9 protein-coding genes and 1 pseudogene are annotated in these 18,291 nt (G+C 64.7%); all 10 read left to right on the forward strand.

Features of this window, described 5'->3' with window-relative positions; translation table 11 throughout:
- The first annotated feature begins 81 nt into the window (after positions 1-81).
- Positions 82-11,223: a type I polyketide synthase gene (locus FZI91_RS22890; protein WP_155941370.1), complete on the forward strand. Its 11,142-nt coding sequence runs from the start codon at positions 82-84 to the stop codon at positions 11,221-11,223.
- A 50-nt stretch (positions 11,224-11,273) separates the two neighbouring features.
- Complete coding sequence (locus FZI91_RS22895; protein WP_155941454.1) at positions 11,274-12,503, forward strand: MFS transporter; 1,230 nt, start codon at positions 11,274-11,276, stop codon at positions 12,501-12,503.
- A 238-nt stretch (positions 12,504-12,741) separates the two neighbouring features.
- Entirely contained in the window at positions 12,742-13,056 is a 315-nt protein-coding gene (locus FZI91_RS22900) for a WXG100 family type VII secretion target (protein WP_162525549.1), read from the forward strand.
- A gap of 6 nt (positions 13,057-13,062) precedes the next feature.
- The gene (locus FZI91_RS22905; protein WP_155941371.1) at positions 13,063-15,003 is read left to right on the forward strand and encodes a TNT domain-containing protein; all 1,941 of its coding nucleotides are present in this window, start codon (positions 13,063-13,065) and stop codon (positions 15,001-15,003) included.
- A complete protein-coding gene (locus FZI91_RS22910; protein WP_155941372.1) occupies positions 15,003-15,482 on the forward strand; it encodes a hypothetical protein in 480 nt (159 codons plus the stop codon). The genes FZI91_RS22905 and FZI91_RS22910 overlap by 1 nt, the downstream gene beginning before the upstream one ends.
- 21 nt (positions 15,483-15,503) lie before the next feature.
- On the forward strand, positions 15,504-15,794 hold the full coding sequence (locus FZI91_RS22915) for a glycohydrolase toxin TNT-related protein (protein WP_375234334.1): 291 nt from the start codon (positions 15,504-15,506) through the stop codon (positions 15,792-15,794).
- A gap of 19 nt (positions 15,795-15,813) precedes the next feature.
- Complete coding sequence (locus FZI91_RS22920) at positions 15,814-16,290, forward strand: hypothetical protein (protein WP_155941373.1); 477 nt, start codon at positions 15,814-15,816, stop codon at positions 16,288-16,290.
- A gap of 29 nt (positions 16,291-16,319) precedes the next feature.
- Positions 16,320-16,463 (forward strand): annotated as a pseudogene (locus FZI91_RS22925) (DUF2252 domain-containing protein); the annotation flags it as partial.
- Between the two features lie 62 nt (positions 16,464-16,525).
- The gene (locus FZI91_RS22930) at positions 16,526-17,503 is read left to right on the forward strand and encodes a GlxA family transcriptional regulator (protein WP_162525550.1); all 978 of its coding nucleotides are present in this window, start codon (positions 16,526-16,528) and stop codon (positions 17,501-17,503) included.
- Positions 17,500-18,258: a DJ-1/PfpI family protein gene (locus tag FZI91_RS22935; RefSeq protein ID WP_155941374.1), complete on the forward strand. Its 759-nt coding sequence runs from the start codon at positions 17,500-17,502 to the stop codon at positions 18,256-18,258. Before FZI91_RS22930 ends, FZI91_RS22935 begins: the two co-directional genes overlap by 4 nt.
- Positions 18,259-18,291 lie beyond the last annotated feature (33 nt).

The raw sequence follows: 18,291 nt of genomic DNA on the forward strand, positions 1-18,291 counted from the left end.
CCGATGATGCCCCAGGTCACATTTGTGCCTGACCACGTCGTGGGTCGCTTCTCTCACTCGCCGACGCAAGGAGGCCTCCGCATGGATTCCGCCGATCATCCCACCGAGCCAACCCCACGGTTTGCCATCATCGGTTACGCAGCGCGTTTCCCCGGTGCCGCAGACACCGACGAGTTCTGGGATGTGCTGAGCGAAGGTCGGGACGCGATATCGGAGGTGCCCGCCGACCGCTGGGACGTCGATGAGTTCTTCGACCCGGAGCCCGGCACCCCCGGCAAGGTCGTGACCCGTCGCGCGGGCTTCGTGGATGACGTGACCGGATTCGACGCACCGTTCTTCGGCATGTCGACGCGTGAGGTCAGGTTGTTGGACCCGCAGCATCGGCTCCTGCTGGAGACGGCGTGGCGTGCCGTGGAGCATTCCGGCATCGCGCCAACGGATTTGGCTGAGACTAATAGCGGTGTATTCGTCGGCCTGGCCACCCACGACTATCTGGGAATGGCCTCCGACGAGCTGACATACCCCGAGATCGAGGCCTACATGGCCATCGGTACCTCGAATGCCGCTGCGGCCGGCCGGATCAGCTACCGGTTGGGCTTGCAGGGTCCGGCGGTTGCCGTCGACACGGCGTGCAGCTCGTCATTGGTAGCAATCCATCAGGCATGCCAGGCGCTGCAATTGGGCGAGTGCGATCTCGCGCTGGCTGGTGGCGCGAACGTCTTGCTCACTCCCGCAACAATGATCACATTCTCCAACGCGCACATGCTCGCGCCCGACGGCCGTTGCAAAACGTTCGATGCTGCCGCGGACGGCTATGTGCGTGGCGAGGGCTGCGGCGTCATCGTCGTCAAGCGCCTTGAGGATGCCATCCGCGACGGCGACCGGATTCGTGCCGTCATCCGTGGCAGCGCGATCAACCAGGACGGCGCATCGGGCGGGCTGACAGTGCCGAACGGCGTTGCCCAGCAACGAGTTATCGCCGATGCGCTCAAGCGTGCCGGAGTCGCACCCAGTGACGTCGGGTACCTGGAGGCACATGGCACCGGGACATCGTTGGGTGACCCGATCGAGGCTCAGGCCGCCGGCGCGGCGTATGGCATCGGCCGCGACGCAGACCGGCCACTGTTGATCGGCTCGGCGAAGACGAACATCGGGCACTTGGAAGCGGCCGCGGGCATCGCGGGTGTCATCAAGGTCATCTTGTCGCTCGAGAATGAGTTACTGCCGCAGCACCTCCACTTTCAGGAACCGTCGCCCCATATTCCCTGGGACCGGCTTCCGGTGGAGGTTGTCAAGGAGGCCACACCCTGGGAGCGCACCGACCGGCCACGTATCGCGGGAGTCAGCTCCTTCGGATTCGCCGGTACCAACGCGCACGTCATCCTCGAGGAAGCGCCGGTACCGGTCGAACAAGCCGCTGTCGAACCGGACGGGCATGAGGGGTTCAGCATTCTCCCGCTCTCGGCGCGGACACCCGCGGCCTTGGGGCACCTGGCCGATCAGTACCGCAGTTGGTTGAGTGCGCACCCGGAGGCCACGTTGGCGGACGTGTGCTTCACGGCTGGAGTGGCGCGAGCGCACCTGGAGCACCGGGCCGCATTGGTGGTCAATTCCAGAGAGGCCGCTGTCGAGCTCCTCGGTGCTGTCGCAGAAGACCGCCCGGCGCCCGGTCTTGGCCGTGGTGAATCCCATGACAGACCGAAGACGGCGTGGCTCTTCACGGGCCAGGGCAGTCAGTACCCCGGTATGGCCAAGGAGTTGTTCGATACCGAGCCGGTGTTCGCCGAAACGCTGCAACGGTGCGCGTCTGTGGTCGATGGCGTTCTCGAAAAGCCGTTACTGGACGTGATTTTCGATGTGGACGGCCCGCAGAGCGAAGAGTCGCTGCGGCAGACGTCCTATGCGCAGCCCGCCCTGTTCGCGGTGGAGATGGGCTTGGCACGGCTTTGGCAGTCGTGGGGCTTCGAGCCGGACGTGGTGCTGGGTCACAGCGTCGGCCAGTACTCGGCGGCCTGCGTGGCGGGTGTGTTCAGTCTTGAGGACGGCGCGCGGCTGATGGCCGAGCGTGGTCGCCTGTTCGGCAGCCTGCCCGCAGGCGGCCGGATGGTCGCGGTCTTCGCGGATGCCGAGCGCGTCGAGGCCCTGAGCGATGAGTTCCCGAGCCTGTCGGTTGCCGCCTACAACGGCGCAAACACCGTACTGTCCGGTCCTGCAAAGGATTTGGAGAAAGCGGTCGCAGGCCTGGTGGCCGAAGGGGTCCGCTGCGACTTCCTGGAGACCAGCCATGCGTTCCATTCGGCGCTGCTGGAGCCGATCCTCGATGAATTCGAGTCGTACGCGAATCAGTTCACGTACAAGTCGCCACAGCGGATTTTGATCGACAACCGGACCGGTGCCGCGCTCGGTAGAAGTGTGAAACTCGATGGCGCCTACTGGCGTCGCCACGCGCGTCAACCGGTGGAATTCGCCAAGAGCGTGCAGACCCTCGCGGACATGAATTGCAAGGTGCTGCTTGAGATCGGCCCACAGCCGGTGCTCACCGCCGCAGCCTTGCGGGCTTGGCCCGACCCGGCGACCACCCCGCGGGCGATAGCGTCCCTGCGTCGAAACACCGCGGACCACCGGCAGATCACCGAGGCCGCTGCCGACGCTTACGTGCTCGGACACGTGCCCGATTTCGGCGCCTTCCGACGCTCGGATGCGCGAAAGGTCGACCTGCCCACCTATCCGTTCGAGCATCGCCAGTACTGGTACCGCGAGAACCGAGAAACTCCTAACCAACAACAGCATGTTGTCGGACCGCGTACCGAAACCGTCCGCCTCCTCGAGGACGGGCGGATCGACGAACTCGCGGCCCTGCTCGGCGGTGCACAGACCGATGCACAGACCCTGACTGTCCTGACCAAGCTTGCGGCCCAACATAACCAGCAGCGGACAACCCAGTCCATCGCGGACGATCGCTACGAATTCCGTTGGGAGAAGGCGGTTAATCCGCTCTCCGGTGCGAACGCCGCAGCGGAATTCACCTGGCTGCTCGTCGGTGACGATTCTCCCGCCGTCGCTCCGTTGGTCGACGCGCTGACCGCGCGCGGGCAGCAGCATCGGATCCTCGGGTTGCCGGTGTCCGACGCGGACGAGGAAGCGTTTGCAGACGTATTGCGGGTCACGGCAGCCGATGGTTCGGCGGCCGGAAGAGACCTGCGCATCGTGCATGTCGGGGCCCTCGACGTCGCGGGTGCATCCTCGGCGCCGTCGCTGCTGCGGATGCAGCACCAGATCCTGGGCGGAATTCGGCGACTCTTCCGCGCCGCGGTTGCCGCCGAGCTGAGGGCACCCATCTGGGTGGTGACCCGGGGTGCGCAACACGTCACCGACGCCGACGTCGTGGCACCGGAGCAGAGTGCCCTGTGGGGCTTTGGCCGCGCCGCGGCTCTGGAACTTCCGCACATGTGGGGTGGACTCGCCGACCTGTCTGATGGCGCCGGGGCGAGCGAAGCGACGGGAAGAGACACCGCCGACGAATGGTCGCAGTTCATCACGCGGACCACCGCCTCGAGTGACTCGGCGGTCAGGGAAGACCAGATCGCGCTGCGAGGTCAAGCGGCCTACGTTCCCCGGCTGGTTCGACGCGAGGCGCTGCCGAGTGGCAAGTCGCTGGAGTTGCGCGATGGCGCCACGTATTTGGTGACCGGCGGACTCGGCGCGATCGGGCTGGAGATCGCCGGGTACCTGGCGGCGAACGGCGCCAAGAATCTCGTGCTGACGAGCCGGCGCGAGCCGAATGACGCCGCGCGGCAGCGTATCGACGCACTGAGCGCGCAGTACGGCTGCGAGGTACGGGCCATCACCGCCGACGTCGCCGACGCACACGACGTTGCTCGTCTGTTGGCGGGCGTGCGGGCCGAGTTACCGCCGTTGGCGGGCATCGTGCACGCCGCCGGCGAGATCGGCACCACCCCGCTGAGCGACCTCGACTTCGAATCCCAGCAAGCAGAAGTCGACCGCGTCTTCGCCGGGAAGGTGTGGGGTGCATGGTATTTGAGCGAAGCCATCTTGGATCGGGAAGCCGGTCTCAAGCTCGACTTCTTCATCAACACCTCTTCCATCGCCTCGGTGTGGGGTGGCTTCGGTCAGACTGCGTACAGCGCGGCGAATGCCTTCCTGGACGGGCTGGCATGGCGTCTGCGCGAGCAGGGAATCGCCGGTACCAGCGTCAACTTCGGGCCTTGGTCGGCGGGCATGGCGGATGAGGAATCCCGCGCGCGACTACAGCAGCGCGGGATCAAGACGTTGTCACCCGCCGATGCGTTGGCCGGCCTGGCTGATGTCGTGGCGGGATCCGCAGGACTGGGCGCCGCGCATGGAGTGGTGGCCCGCATCGACTGGGCCCGTTTCCTGCCGCTGTTCCAGCAGACGGGGAGACGCGCATTCCTGACAGAGTTGGAGCGCGAGGTGCCCTCCCCGTTGAACGGAGTGGGGTCGTCTGCGTCGTTGTCCGGAAAGACCCGGCTTGTTGAGCGGCTTACCAATGCCCCAGTGCAGCAGCGCAAGAAGCTCCTCACGGACTACCTGCGCGAAGCCGTGGCAGAGGTGACACGCGTCGATGCGGCCGAGATCCGGGAGGACGCCGGGTTCTTCGATCTCGGTATGGATTCGTTGATGGCCGTCGAACTGCGTAGCCGCATGGAACAGGGCGTGGGTGCGGAGATACCCGTCACCCTGGTGATGGATCATCCCCGGATTTCCGATGTTGCCGACTACCTGCTCGGTGAGGTGCTCGGTCTTAACGAGCAGGCCAAGCAGGCGCCGCAGCTGGCGGCGGTGACAACACGCACCGACGAACCGATCGCGATCGTCGCCGTGTCCTGCCGTTTCCCCGGTGCACCCAACCCGGAAGCGTTCTGGGAGTTGCTGTCTGGCGGCGTCGACGCTATCCGGGAAGTGCCGGAGGACCGCTTCGACATCGACGAGTACTACGACCCCGATCCGGAGGTCGCGGGTAAGACGTACACGCGCTTCGGCGGATTCCTGGACGGCATCGATGGATTCGATCCCGAGTTCTTTGGCATCTCCCCGCGCGAGGCCGTCTGGATCGAGCCGCAGCAGCGGTTGATGCTGGAAACGGTATGGGAGGGCCTAGAAAGAGCCGGCTACGCGCCGGCGGCGTTGCGCGGCAGCCGAACCGGCATCTTCGCGGGGGTGGGCGCCAACGAGTATGCGCACCTGCTGTCCTCCGAGTCGATCGACAAGATCGAGCCCTACTTCATCACCGGCAACGCGCTCAACGCGATTTCGGGACGGGTTGCCTTCGCGCTCGGATTGGAGGGCCCGGCGGTCGCCGTCGATACCGCATGCAGTTCGGCGTTGGTGGCCGTCCATCAGGCCGTCCAGGCCCTGCACTCGGGTGACTGTGACTTGGCGCTCGCCGGCGGCGTGAATGTGCTGCTGAGCCCGGTGACCGTCATTGCCGCCTCGCGCGCGAGGATGCTGTCGCCCGTCGGACGCTGCAAGACCTTCGACGCCTCCGCTGACGGCTACGTGCGCAGCGAGGGCTGCGGAATTCTCGTGCTCAAGAGGCTGAGCGACGCGGAGCGCGATGGGGACCGAGTGCTGGCCGTGATTCCCGCCAGCGCGGTGAACCAGGACGGTGCCTCCAGTGGACTTACAGTCCCTAACGGCGGTGCGCAGCAACGACTTATCGGCGCAGTGCTGGCCCGTGCGGGCCTGACGGGTGGAGACGTCGACTACCTCGAGGCGCACGGAACGGGCACCCCGCTAGGCGATCCGATCGAGGTACAGGCGGCCGCGGCGGCCTACGGCGTCTCGCGTGACGCGGACCGGCCGCTGCTGATGGGATCGGTGAAATCCAATATCGGTCACACCGAATCGGCCTCCGGCGCAGCGGGTCTGATCAAGGTCGTGCTGTCACTACAGAACGAGGTATTGCCGCAGAGCCTGCACTTCGACCAGCCGTCTCCACACATCCCATGGGACTCGCTGTCCGTGCGCGTCGTAGATAAGGCCATTCCCTGGCAGGCCGCCGACAGGCCGCGCCGCGCCGGTGTGAGTTCCTTCGGGTTCACCGGTACCAACGCGCACGTGCTGATCGAGGAGGCGCCGCAGAGGCCGGCGGTGTCGGAGGTGGACGCGACTGACGTCGTACCGGAGGCTCAGACCGATCAGATGAACGTGCTGCCGCTCTCGGCGAGGTCACCGGAGGCGTTAGTGGCGTTGGCAGAGCGCTATGAGTCCTGGTTGACCGCGCACCCGGATGTCGCGCTTGCGGACGTGTGCCTTACCGCCGGGACAGGTCGTTCGCACTTCGAACATCGCGCCGCGCTGGTCGTGGATTCGGTCGAGGCCGCGCGCGAGGGCCTGGCCGAGTTGGCCCAGAACCGCCTGCGTCCGGGTGTCGTTCGTGGTGAGCACATCAATCACCCGACAACGGCGTGGCTGTTCACCGGGCAGGGTAGCCAGTATCCCGGCATGGCGCGTGAGTTATTCGAGGCCGAGCCGGTTTTCGCCGAAACCGTGACGCGTTGCGCGGAAGCGGTCAAGGACATCGTGGCGCGTCCGTTGCTGGAGGTGATGTTCGCTACCGATCGTGAAACCGGCGGGGAAGCCGGTAAGGCCCTGCGGCACACGTCGTTCGCGCAGCCGGCGCTCTTCGCCGTCGAGATGGGCCTGGCACGGCTCTGGCAGTCGTGGGGCATTGAGCCCGATGTGGTGCTGGGACACAGCGTCGGCCAGTATGCAGCCGCGTGTGTGGCCGGAGTGTTTAGCCTCGAGGATGGCGCGCGATTGATCGCCGAGCGAGGCCGGCTGTTCGGCAGCCTGCCCGAGGGCGGGCGCATGGTCGCGGTGTTCAGCCACGCCAAGCACGTCGAGCAGATCACCGGTGAATTTCCGCGGCTGTCGGTCGGCGCCTACAACGGACCGAACACCGTGCTCTCGGGTCCAGGTGAGGATCTGGAACAGGCGGTTGCGCGGTTCGAGCAGGAGGGCATCCGCTGCACCTGGCTGGAGACGAGCCATGCCTTCCACTCGGAGTTGTTGGATCCGATCCTCGATGAATTCGAGTCGTACGCAGCGCAAGTGACTTTCGCTGCCCCGACGTTGCCGCTGGTGTGCAACCGCACGGGTGCCGTGCTGACGGGTCAAACCCCGATCGACGCGCAGTACTGGCGACGGCATTCCCGTCAGCCGGTGCAATTCTCCGAAAGCGTGCGCACCGTGGCGGCGCTGGGATGTTCGGTGCTGATGGAGATCGGCCCGCAGCCGGTGCTGACCGGTGCCGCGGTGCAAGTCTGGCCGGAGCACTTGGCCGCGCCGCGGGCCATCGTCTCGTTGCGCAAGGGCGTCGGTGATCGCCGCCAGATTGCCGACGCGCTAGCGGCGGCCTATGTCGGCGGCCACAAGCCCAATTTCGCTGTGCTACAACGTGGTCCCCGTCGCCCACTGGAATTACCGACATATCCGTTCCAGCGGCGTCGCTTCTGGCCCAAGTCGTCGGGTGCTGCCGTGGACGGCAGCGTAGGTGGGGCATCCTCCGGCATCCTGGGTCGAGGCGAGGATCTCGCGTCCGGAGATTCCGTGTACATCAGCCGGTTGTCGGTCAGGTCGCAGCCGTGGCTGTCCGATCACGTCATTTACGGCACTGTCGTCGTCCCGGGCGCAACGTATGCGGCGATGGCCCTGGCCGCCGTCGGCACTCCGGCACGGGCCAAGGATGTGTTCTTCTACGAGCCGATCATCCTGCCCGAGAAGAGTTCTCGTGAAGTGCAGCTGACGCTGCATCCGCTGGAGGATGGCAGCGGGTCGAAGTTTCAGGTGCATAGCCGTCCCTATGGCGAACGCGACGTCGACTGGTCTTTGAATGCCGAAGGCACTGTTGTCACCGGCGTGGACGAGACCGTCGAAGCGGCCGACGAAAGCGATCCGGTCGACACCGCCATCGAGCGGATGGAACGCATGCGTCCGCAGGAGCTTTTCGAGACCTTCGCCGATTTGGAGCTGGCGTGGGGCCCGACCTGGTCCGGCTCGCTGAAGTCGCTCTGGCTGGGCGAGGGTGAGGCGATCGGCGACATCCTTGTTGGTGAAGAACTGGCCGAACAACTCGGAACCGAGCCGATGCACCCGGTGCTGATGGACCTGTGCACCGGAGTCGCCTTCCCCGCGTTCCCCGCACTTCTCGCGGCCGAACAGGGCATGCACGACCTGTTCCTACCCTTGCGGTACGGGCAGGTGACGTTGAAAGAGAAAATGCCTCGGCGGTTCTACTGCCGTGCGAGGTGGCATGAGAGCGCCCTCGACAGCGAAACTCAGGTCTTCGATCTCGACTACCTCGATCGGGATGGCCGTCACCTGGGTGGGATTCGCGAGTTCACGGTGAAGCGTGCGCCCCGCGAGGCGCTGCTGCGCGGTCTCGGTGGCGATGCCACGCGGCTGCTGTACACCCTTGGCTGGCACGAGGTTCCGGTACCACCCGCCGACGACAGCGCAGAGGGATCCGCAGCGGCAAGCGGCACGTGGTTGATCGCCGGATTCGGCGAGCTGGCGGCCAAGGTGCCCGGTTGCATCCCGTTTGACCGGAGCACCGATCCGGAACTCCTTGGGCAGGTGCTGATACAGGCCAAGGAGCGGGGCGTGCCGTTCTCCGGTGCCGTCTGGCGCGCTGCCGGGCCGAACGCGCAGGAGTCGAGCGCTGATCAGATTGCCCGCCTCGAGACCGAGATCTCCAACCTGCTCAGCGCCGTACATACGGTGCAAAATGGCTCCCAAAACGGAGTGAAACTGCCCGGCGGACTGTGGATCATCACCGAACGGGCCGTAGCCACCGAATCCGGCGAGCCTGTCGATCCGGTGCAGGCGTCGCTGTGGGGATTCGGACGCACCACAATCAACGAGGAACCGGCGCTGCGCGCCAAGCTCGTCGATTGCGACGGATCGCCGGAGGCCGTCCAGGCGTTGGCGAATCTGTTGGCCACCCCCGGAGACGAGCCGGCTGAGCCGGAAATCGCTGTGCGGCAGGGGAAGCTGCTGGCTTCCCGGTTGCTGCCGTGGGCGCGTAGCGGTCACCTGACGGTGCCACGGGGCAGCGACTACGCCCTGGCGCCCACCGAACGCGGCGCGATCGACAACCTGCGGATCACCGAGAAGGAGGTGTCGGCGCCGGAGGAAGGCTATGTGCAGGTGCGGGTGGAGGCCGCGGGCCTCAACTTCCGTGACGTGCTCAACGTCCTGGGTCTCTACCCGGGTGACCCCGGACCGGTCGGTGGCGACTTCGCCGGCACCGTCACGCAATTGGGTGACGGCGTCACCGGGCTGGAAGTCGGTCAGCGGGTCTACGGCTCCATGCAGGGCGCGTTCGCTAGCCGCTTCAACGTGCCGGCCCAGTTCCTGGCGCCGATCCCGGACGGGGTGAGCGCGGTGGAAGCCGCGACCATTCCGGCCGCGGCGCTCACGGTTCGGCTCTCGTTCGACTGGGCCACGCTGAATCCCGGAGACAAGGTGCTCATCCACGCCGCCAGTGGCGGCGTCGGATTGGCAGCCATTCAGATGGCGCAACAACATGGTGCAGAGGTCTACGCGACGGCTAGCACCTTCAAACGGGCGACGCTGCGCAAGCTCGGCGTTAAGTATGTGTATGACTCGCGCACAACCGATTTCGCCGATCAGATCCTCGCGGACACCGACGGTGCCGGTGTGGATGTGGTGCTCAACAGCCTCACCAGCGAAGGGTTCATCGAGGCGACCGTGCGGGCCACCGCCAAGAACGGCCGTTTCGCCGAGATCGCCAAGCGCGATATCTGGACGCCCGAGCAGATGGCCGAGGTTCGCCCCGATATCGCCTACGAGATCGTGGCCCTGGACACGGTGATGTTCACCGAACCCGATCGTATTCGCGTCCTACTCACCGAGGTGTCGGAAGGATTGGCCAACGGCGAGTGGACTCCGCTGCCCGCGGAGATCTACCCGCTGACCGAGGCCAGGGCCGCCTTCCGTCGCATGCAGCAGGCGCGGCACATCGGGAAGATCGTCTGCCAGATGCCGAATCCGCTTGCACCGCGGCCGGATCGGAGCTACCTGATCACGGGTGGTCTCGGGGCGATCGGTCTGCACACCGCGTCGTATCTCGCGCAGCTTGGCGCCGGTGACATCGTGTTGACCAGCCGACGTGCACCGGATGCGGACGCGCAGAAGCTGATCGAGGAGATGACCGAGCGTTACAAGACCCGCATCCACGTCTTCACCGCCGATGTCGGGGAAGAAGCCGAGGTGGCCAAGCTGCTGGAGCGGATCCGCGCGGAGGTGTCGCCGCTGGCCGGTGTGGCCCATCTGGCAGGCGTGCTCGATGATGCGCTGCTCGGTCAGCAGAGTGTGGAGCGGTTCCGGACAACATTGGCGCCCAAGGCTTTCGGTGCCGAATATCTGGACAGGTTGACCAAGGGCGACGATCTGGACTTCTTCATCGTTTCCTCCTCGGTGTCCAGCCTGTTCGGTTCACCCGGTCAGTCCAACTACGCGACCGCCAATGCACTGCTCGACGGTCTGATCGCGCGGCGCAGGGCACAGGGCCTGCCGGCCACGGGCATCAACTTTGGCCCCTGGGGTCAGGGCGGTATGGCCTCCTCGGCGGCGGCGAGCGCGAACATCAGTGCGCAGGGCCTGATTCCGCTGGATCCGTCGGCTGCGCTCGCGGCCCTTGCCGAGGTCGTCGCCAACGGCACAGGCCAGGCCACCGTTATCAAGGCCAACTGGCAGCGCGCCGCGAAGGTGCTGGGCAGTTCGCGTCCGCCGATCCTGGACCTGGTGTTGCCCAGTGCCATGGGGGAGGCCGTCGGTGACAGCGAGTTGCTCAAGCAGCTGATGGAGGTACCGGTGCCACAGCGCGCCGGATTCGTGACCGAGTTCCTGCAGCGCGAGGTGCAGAACTTCCTGCGCCTGGCGCAACCGCCGGCGGCCACGAGTCGGTTCTTGGACCTCGGTACGGATTCGCTGATGGCGATCGAGCTCCGCAACCGGTTGCACAGCCAGTTCGGCGGCAAGTTCACGATCAACGCGACCGCGGTGTTCGACTACCCGTCCATCGGGGGCCTCGCCGAGTACCTCGTGGCCCAGCTGCCGGATGCGGAATCGGAGTCGGCGCCAGAGCCGGAGCCGCAGTCGGAATCCGATAGCGTGGACGCCGATGTGAAGGACGAGGTGTCCGTCAACCAGTAACGGGATTGGGGGCGTGCGGCCTGAGAAAGCTCTTTGCCGACATCACGCCGCTGCGTAACCCTGACTTCCGGCGTCTGTGGCTGGCCGGGGTGGTTACGGTCATCGGTGCCGGTCTGACACTGTTCGCCGTCCCCGTGCAGATCTACGCGCTCACGCAGAGCTCGGCGTATGTGGGACTGACCGGGATCTTCGGGCTGGTGCCGTTGGTGGTGTTCGGCCTGTGGGGCGGCGCGCTCGCGGACCGGATGGATCGGCGGACCCTGCTGATCATCACCGCCACCGGGCTCGGCGTCTCCTCGGTGCTGCTGTGGGTGCAAGCTGCGCTGTCCGTCAACAACGTGTGGGTGGTGCTGTGCCTGCTCTCGGTGCAGCAGGCGTTCTTCGCGGTCAATTCACCGACGCGCGCCGCGGCGATCCCGCGGATGCTCCCGCTCGACCAGCTGCCGGCCGCCAACGCGCTCAACATGACGGTGCAGCAGTTCGGGTTCATCGCCGGACCACTGCTGGCCGGGGTGCTGCTCAAGTGGGTGGACCTCTCGACGCTGTACCTGATCGACGCGGTCGCGTGCGTCGCGCCCATCTGGGCGACCGTCCGGCTGCTCAAGATGCCACCGGTCGGCGTGTCAAAAGACCTGCGCACCAGTGGATTCAAAGATGTGATGGAAGGTTTGCGCTATCTCGCGGGGCACAAGATCGTGTTGATGTCCTTCGTGGTGGACCTCATCGCGATGGTCTTCGGGATGCCGCGCATCCTGTTCCCGCAGATTGCGCATGAGGGATTCGGCGATCCTGCCGACGGCGGCACCGTCATTGCACTGTTGTCCGCCGCGATATCGGTAGGCGCCGTGATCGGTGGGGTCTTCTCGGGTTGGTTCCATCAGATCGATCGCCAAGGTTTCGCGGTGGTGATCAGCATCGTGGTGTGGGGTATGGCGATGGTGGGCTTCGGGCTCACCGCGCATGCGCCGCTGCTGTGGCTGGCGCTGTTGTTCCTGGTGATCGGCGGTATCGCCGATATGGTCTCGGCGGCATTCCGGACGACGATCCTGCAGTCGGTGGCGACCGACGACGTGCGGGGTCGGCTGCAGGGTGTGTTTACGGTGGTGGTCGCGGGCGGACCGCGGGTTGCGGACTTTGTGCACGGCGCAGCCGCGGCGGTGGTGGGCACGACGACTGCCGCTGCCGGCGGCGGTGCGCTCGTGGTGGTCGGGGTGATCGTCGCCGCGCTCGTGGTGTCGGTGTTTATCCGCTTCCGGGTGTCGGTACCCGACCCGCAATAGCTGAGGCGCCCAATGCCGAACGCGCACACCGGCGCGTCGCTGCCGCATGATCTGGCCTCGCGGTTGGCTTCGCCACCGACGCCCTTTGAAGAGACCCGTTGACGCGGATAGCCCACGCCTCGCTGCAGACAGCGCCCTCTCATCCTTCGGGATTCGCTGGAGGTGGCGGCTGCGTGGGATAGCTTGTAATGTGTCGCCTGTCACGATGGTTGCTGGCTAGCCGGTTGGGGGGTGCTGGGTGACGGATCCGTTGCGGGTGGTGCCGGAGCGTCTGCACCTGTCAGCGACCGCGTTGGATGGGCATCTGGACGAGCACCGGGCGGCACATACTGCGGCCAACGCGAAGATCACTGCGGCCGCCTCGGGGTTGGTGGGGGCGGCTGCGGCTGCGTTGGAGGCCAAAGCGGTTGATTTGCAAGCGAAATCGCTGCATGTCACCAACGAGTTGATCCATTTGCGGGACTCTTTCGATCAGTGCGGGTATGCGTTCTTCACCACCGACGATGAGTCGAAGATCCGGATTTTCCGCACCCGCCCGCACGAGGGTTCCTGACCCGTTATGGCGATGTCGCCGGCCGAACTTAAACGGGTCAAGGTCCAGTCCATCCGTGATATCGCGGCTGGTCTGGAAGCCCGGGCTGCATCCATGAAGGGCATCAAGGAGGGGTTGCCGCATCTTCCGCATGTGGGCACCTGGACCGGGGTGTCCGCCGATGCCGCTGATCACGAGGTCGGGACATTCGGCACCGGTTTGGGCGCTGGCGCCGACACCGAGCAGGCAGCGGCGAAGAAGGTCCGCAACGCCGCCGATGAGTTCGAGGGCTTGCAGCAGTTGTTGAGCAAGCTGGAGAACGAGGCACACGGCGCGTTCGCCATCAACGCCGACACCGGCGAAGTCACCCCGTTGAGCAAGGATTTCAACAAATCTGAGCGCGATTACATTGCCGCCACCCTCAAACAGCTTGGCCAAGCTGGCGAGCAGGCCAACGTCGAGTTGGCCACCGCCATCCACGCTACTGACAGCTCCACCACGCCGGCCGGAACCAACCCCGCCGGGGCGCCACCTGCCACCGCGCCTCAGGATCAATTAGGGATTGCCGCCCGGCTCAAGGGGTTGACTCCACCGAACCCGGACGGTGATCCCGGTGCCACCAAAGCCGCTGCCGCGCCCGGGGACACGCACGTCAATTACAAAGAGTTGTACCCGAAAACCACGGTGCCCGGCTCCGATAAGCCCATCGACCCGCGACAGTTGGGCAGCCTGGGGACACTCGGTGTGCGCGATGGGCGTGACCAGATACCGCAGCCGTTGCAGCGCCCCGTGCTGCGCCCCGATCAGGTCGAGCAGTTCAAAGCCGATGCCCGCCAAGGGTTCCAAAAAATGGGTGTGCCCGCCGACCGAATCGAACAGAAAGTCAACGCCGCCGTCGAGCAGGCGCAGACCCCCCATTTCAAACCTGACGTGCCCGCCCTCGGGGACGGCAACGCCAGCCTGAGTAAATCACCCGGTGATCGGTTCATCGACTTCACCAACGATATGCACGAAGGTTTCTACGACAGCGCCGATGCCACCGTCCGGGAAGGCAAAACCCTTGTCGGACAAGCCGGCCCGGGGGCACCCGGTGTCGCCGAAGCCTGGGGCAACCTCGCCAAAGGTACCGGTGAGGGAATGGTCAAATACGGAATGTTCCCGGTGCTCGGGTTAGCCGAAGACGCACAACACGCCTACCAGGACCCAGGACACTTCGCCGGGCAGAAACTCTTCGAAGCAACCGCTGCCGCACCCACCCTGCCCCTCGGTGGGGAAGGCGCGGCCCTGACGCGCGGACTCGAAGGCGCAGCCATCGAACGCGGCGTAGTCAGCGACCTCAGCCACGGCCTTGATGACGGCCTAACTACTGGACACCACACGCCACCACAGGTGGACCACCCTGCCCCAAGCGGTGATCACACGCCAGCTTCCGTGGGTGATCACTCGATACCACCCGCAGGGAACCATGCCCCCTATGCCGCACTCCCACATGACGCGCCAGTACCGTCGCCGCTTCCGTCAGATCACCCGCTTTTCAACGGCTACCACGACACGCCACCCGGCCCCAACTACACCAATCCCGATGGCAGCCTCCGCTATCCGGACGCTTCGGACCCGGCTAAGCCCTATGCGGTACCCGGCACGGTCATTGACAACGTCCAACTGCAGAAGGGCACCGTTTTGGGCAGATTCGGATATCCCGGCGGCGAATGGCTAGCACCCGAAGGAACACCGTTCGCTAAACTCTCACTACCAAATGAGAGTGCGCTCAAACCGTACTATGAATACGTAGTCAACGACCCGACCAAATTGCCTCCAGGTTGGCGAATCGAAGAATCCCAAGTCGCGCCCTGGTTCAACCAGCCCGGCATGGGACCACAATATCGAGTAATTGCACCACCAGGTAAGATACCGAATGTCGAGTTCTTAGAAATTTCAGGTTTTCTAGGGCGGATAGGTAGGCAGTGATGACTGATTTCACACGACTTTCAAATGACTGGACCGCCTGGTCAAACTGGATGCGCATGAGCAACGTTTCGTTCTCGAGTGAAGACGGACATGACCCTGTGGGATTTATTTCTGATGACGGATCATTCTACTTGCGGCAAGAAGGTAACTGGTGGGTACTCGATGAGGCCAACGATCGTGCGCAGCGATATAACAACACGGCGAGTTTTTCTAACTTTGAGTTGGCTGAAAAGTACTTAATTTGGCGATGGGCTTCAAACTTGACGCGCGCACCTGAACTAGGCCCGGAGCTATATGCGAGGGGTATGAACCCTGACATCGTTGTGGAGCCTACAGATAGCGAATGGCGCTTTGAACTGCAATCCAGCGGTGGAAAGGCATGTCTGAGCGAGCCCGACGCAACAGTATTTAGTTATCTCATGCTGACTCCGACAGATCAGATTGAGCGGCGGGCGAATCAGGCGGTCTCGCGTCATTGACTAGGTGGGCCGTGTCGCCTGATGCAAGCTGGACAAGCGGGGCAGCTCGGAAGATTCGGATACCCCGGCGGCGAATGGCTAGCATCCGAAGGAACCCCATTCGCTACGATCTCGTTGCCGCCGGAAAGTGCGCTTAAGCCATTTTTTGAATACGTTGTCAACGACCCGACGAAGCTGCCGTCCGGCTACCGCTTGGAACAGTCGCAAGCCCCTCCTGGTTCAACCAACCAGGAGGGGGACCCCAATACTGCATCATCGCACCACCAGGGCAAGATGCGAACGTCAAAGAACTTGTTCGATCTGGTTTTCTAGCACAGATGGGTAGGCAGCGATGACCGATTTCACACGGCTTTCAGCTGATTGGACCACCTGGTCAAACTGGATGCGCATGAGCAACGTGAGTGTGTCAGTCAGTAACCAGTACGAGGCTTACTTCAAATCTGACGATGACACCTTCTGCCTTCGAAAAAGCGGCGAATGGTGGATCATTGACCGAATCAATGATCGCGGCGAGCGGAACAATGACATCGGCAGCTTCTCCAATTTTGAACTGGCTGAAAGATTTCTTGTGTGGCGATGGACACGAACTGTTACGAATGCTCTAGAAATTGGGCCAGAACTCTATGCGCGAGGGATGAATCCTGATATTACAGTGCGCCCAACGGACAGCGAGTGGCGTGTTGAGCTGGAATCTAATGCCGGGAAAGCGCGTCTAGGCGAACCCAGCGCAACAATCTTCAGTTATGTAATGGCAACGCCGACTAGTCAAATCGAGCAGCGGGCGAATCAGGTCGTTTCATCTCGTTAGTATGAGATCTGCGTAGATCAGACTACTTTGCCGGATACCTCGGAACTGGTTCGGATCCCAACGTCGCGGACACCGCATTCTCGGATTTCGCGGAGGCCTAAGCGCGGCTCAATCGCGAAGACCACCAGCGGTTGCTCGCTGCCTCCGACGAGCAGTGGCTGCCGCCGACGTGATGTCCTAATTTGTGGGGTACGCGACCTAGACGCCATTGCCCAGGTGGCGAACACTGAGAAGCGTGACGCGATCGGTAGTCATCCTGGGATTCCCGGGAGTGCAGGCCCTCGACTTGGTGGGTCCGTACGAGGTGTTCTCGAGCGCGTCGCTGTACTTGACCGGCGCACCCGGCTACGACGTGTCGCTGGTGTCGAGCGACGGCGCCCCGGTGCCCACGGGGTCGGGCCTGGAATTGGTCACCCGCCGACTGCCCGATCCCGGTGAGGGATGTGACACCTTGCTCCTGCCCGGTGGCGTCGGGGTGCCCGCGGTGCAACAGGACGCCGCCCTCATGGACTGGATCCGCGCCACCGCACGGTCCGCGCGACGAGTGGTCAGCGTCTGCAACGGTGCGTTCCTGGCCGCCGGGGCCGGCCTACTCGACGGCTGCCGGGCCACCACGCATTGGGCTATGGCAGACAAGCTTGCGGCCGAATTCCCCAGCGTCACTGTGGATCCCGACCCAATTTTCTTACGTAGCTCGGATTCGGTGTGGACCGCCGCTGGCGTGACGGCGGGTATCGACCTGGCGCTTGCGCTCGTCGAGGACGACCACGGCGTCGAGGTGGCGCAGACCGTCGCGCGCTGGCTCGTCCTATACCTGCGCCGTCCGGGCGGCCAGTCCCAATTCGCGGCGCCGGTGTGGACGCCACGGGCCAAGCGCATGCCGATCCGTGAGGTCCAGGAGGCCATCGAGACGCAGCCGGGGGCATCGCATCTGATCGGTGAGTTGGCGCGCCGGGCCGCCATGAGTCCGCGGCATTTCACTCGGGTATTCACTGCGGAGGTCGGCGAGGCGCCTTCGGTCTACGTGGAACGCATTCGATCCGAGGCCGCTCGCCGTCAGCTCGAAGAGTCCGATGACACCATGACGGCGATCGCCGACCGCTGCGGGTACGGATCCGCGGAATCCTTGCGCCGCAACTTCGTTCGCCGTATGGGTGTGTCCCCCGACCAGTACCGCAAGACCTTCCATCGAATCGAAAGGATTTCTTCATGACCCAGATCGCGATCGTGCTGTACCCCAACTTCACTGCACTGGATTTCATTGGCCCCTACGAGGTGCTGCGCTTCATGCCCGACACCGAGATCCGATTCGTCTGGCGTGAGCCCGGGCCCATCACCGCCGATTCCGGGGTGCTGGTGATCGGTGCCACGCACTCGTTCGACGAGACGCCGTCCCCCGATGTCGTGCTGGTGCCCGGCGGGCCCGGAACCACATCGGCCGCCCGCGACGAGAAGCTGCTGCAGTGGCTGCGCACGGTGCAACCGGACTGGACGACGTCGGTGTGCAGCGGGTCGGTGGTACTGGCGGCGGCGGGCCTGCTCACGGGGCGCCGGGCGACCTCGCATTGGTCCACGCTGTCCACGCTCCGAGCTTTCGGGGTCACTCCGGTCGGTGACGAGCGCGTCGTGCACGCCGATGACGGTGTGGTGACTGCGGCCGGCGTCTCCGCAGGTATCGACCTGGGCCTCTGGCTGGCCGGCCAGATCGCTGGGGAGGCGCGGGCCAAGGCCATTCAGCTGAGTATCGAGTACGACCCGCAGCCACCCTTCGATTCCGGGCACATGTCCAAGGCCAGCGCGGCTACCAAGGCCGAGGCGACCGTTGCGCTGGGCAAGGACCTGCTGAAGCCCGCGGTGATCACCGATGGCGCACTGCTGTTGTGGGGTCGTGCGCTCGAAGCGGTGCGTGCACGGACGGTTGGCCGCCGTTCGCTTCGTCTCGGTCAAGCTTCTGGACGCCGACCCTGACCAGGCGGCCGGAAGGCAGAGCGACTACCTTCT

The organism is Mycobacteroides sp. CBMA 271, assembly GCF_009729205.1.
In the GTDB taxonomy this organism is placed as follows: Bacteria; Actinomycetota; Actinomycetes; order Mycobacteriales; family Mycobacteriaceae; genus Mycobacterium.